The 2120-nt window shown below is 74.8% G+C and carries 1 protein-coding gene; it reads left to right on the top strand.

Annotated elements, in window-relative coordinates:
- On the top strand, positions 1-2120 hold a 2120-nt coding region (locus tag PKH97_RS16165), incomplete at both ends, for an alpha-(1->3)-arabinofuranosyltransferase family protein (protein WP_324388634.1).

The following is a 2120-nucleotide window of genomic DNA, read 5'->3' as shown; positions in this document are numbered from 1 at the left end:
CTTGCGGCGGGCCTGGTCGTCATCGGGGCCGCCCCGGCGCTCGGGGGCACGGTCGCGACGCGGGGGACCTTTACCGGCATGCCCACCCACTGGCGCGACGCGGGGGAGTGGCTCGATCGGCATACGGCCAATGGCGGGGCGGTGCTGCTGCCGTCGGCGAGCTTCGGCGAATACACCTGGGGCCGCACCATCGATGAGCCCCTGCGTTCCCTGACCACCGCGCCGTATGCCGTGCGCGACGCCGTCCCGCTCACCCCGGCCGGCACCATCCGCTTCCTCGATGAGATCACCCGGCGCGCCCAGAGTGGCCGCGACCTGCGCGGCGTCGGCCGGGCGCTGCTGGCCGCCGGGGTCAAATATGTCGTCCTGCGCAACGACCTCGCCACCGACCTGACCGGCGGACCGCCCGTCGCCGTGACCCGGTCGGCGCTCCTGGACAGCCCCGGCATCAGCCGGGTCGCGGGCTTCGGGAAACCCCAACGCGATGTCACCGGCACCCCGGTCAGCCCCGTCGAGATCTTCGCCATCACCGGCACGGCATCTCCCCGGCTGACCCTGTGGCCGGCGGCGTCGATCCCCGTGGTCGCGGGCGCGAGCGAGGCATTGCCCGCGCTCCAGGAGAGTGCGCTGGCCGGCGGCCCGGTGCTGTTCGACGGCGATGCCACCCCGGGCGACGGCACCGCCCGCGTCGAGACCGACACCTTCGCCGCCCGCGACCGCTACTTCGGCACCACCCGCGGACAGGACGTTACCCGCATGCTGACGCGCGCCGAGGCCCAGGGCGCCGCCGACTACTTTCCCTGGCCCGCCCCCGGCTTGCGCACCACCGTGACGTATGGCGGCGGCCTCGCCTCGCTGACCGCGTCGTCCGCCCTGTCCGACCGGCTCACCTTCGCCGGGCTGGTGCCCGCCCGCCGCCCGTATGCCGCTCTCGACGGCGACTCGGCCACCGCCTGGCTGACCCTTGGCGATCCGGCGCCCACCTGGACCGCGACCTTCGCCGCCGATCGCCACATCGACGCGATCGAGATCCGGCCCGCCGCCGACCGGCGCCGTTTCGGGTCGGTCGCCGCGGCGACCCGGGTGCGGGTCAGCTTCGGCGGCAAGTCCATCGACGTCGACCTCGCCGCGCATGGGTCGCGGATCGCGCTGCCCGCCAACCATGGCCGAGAACTCACCATCACCATCGTGCGCACGAGCAGCGGCGACCCCGGCCTCGCGCTCACCGGGCTCGCCGAGATCGCCGTCCCGGGTCTCGACGCCCGCGAGATCGTCGATGCACCGGCGCCCGCCACGTCCGGGCCGACCGGTGGCTTCGTCCTCAGCCGAGACCCCGAGGCCTTCGACGGCTGTATCCGCAGCGCCGCCGGCTACCAGTGCCTCGAGGGCAGCGGCTGGCCCGCGGAGGAGACGGGGGAGCTGCGACGGTCGGTCACCACGACAGCGGCCTCGACCTACGCCATGTCGGGGACCCTGGTCGCCGACCCTGCGCACCCATCGCCCTTGCTCGCCCTGCCCGGCATCGCGAGCATCACCGCCAGCAGCACCCGGGCAGCCGGGCAAGTCGGGGCACCGCGCGCCGTCCTGGACGCCGACCCCGGGACGGCCTGGAGTCCGACGATCGGTGACCGCGATCCCACCCTGACCGTCCGCTTCACCGCGCCCCAGCTCGTCGCCGGGCTGCGCGTCCACGCCCGGGCCGACTGGCTGGCCGAGAACGCGCCGATGACGGTGGCCGTCACCCGGGACGGCCGGCGCACCGTGGCGGTGCTCGGCATCGACGGGCGGATTGCGCTGCCGGCGATGGCGACCACCGCCTTGGCCCTGCAATTCATCCCGGACGCGGGCACCGACATCACGGCCCTGGAGCTGGCCGGCCTCGACGTCGCCGGATTCGCCCCATCGCCACCCGGTCCAAGCGTCGGCGTCGCGTGCGGCGGAGGGCCGAAGCTGCTCGTGGGCGGGACCACCATCCCGACCGCGGTCATCGGTGAGCGCGCGGCCGTGGCCGGCGCGGGCACCCTGGTCTGGCAGGCCTGTGCGAGCGCTCCCGTCCCGAAGGGCACCACCGAGGTCAGTGTGGGCAGGTGGCGCGACCTGGTGCCGGCCCAGCTCGTGGC

The organism is Nostocoides sp., from assembly GCF_035343835.1.
Classification (GTDB): domain Bacteria; phylum Actinomycetota; class Actinomycetes; order Actinomycetales; family Dermatophilaceae; genus Nostocoides_A; species Nostocoides_A vanveenii.
Note: the sequence above shows the minus strand (reverse complement) of the source record. Positions and strands in the feature narration are given on the sequence as shown.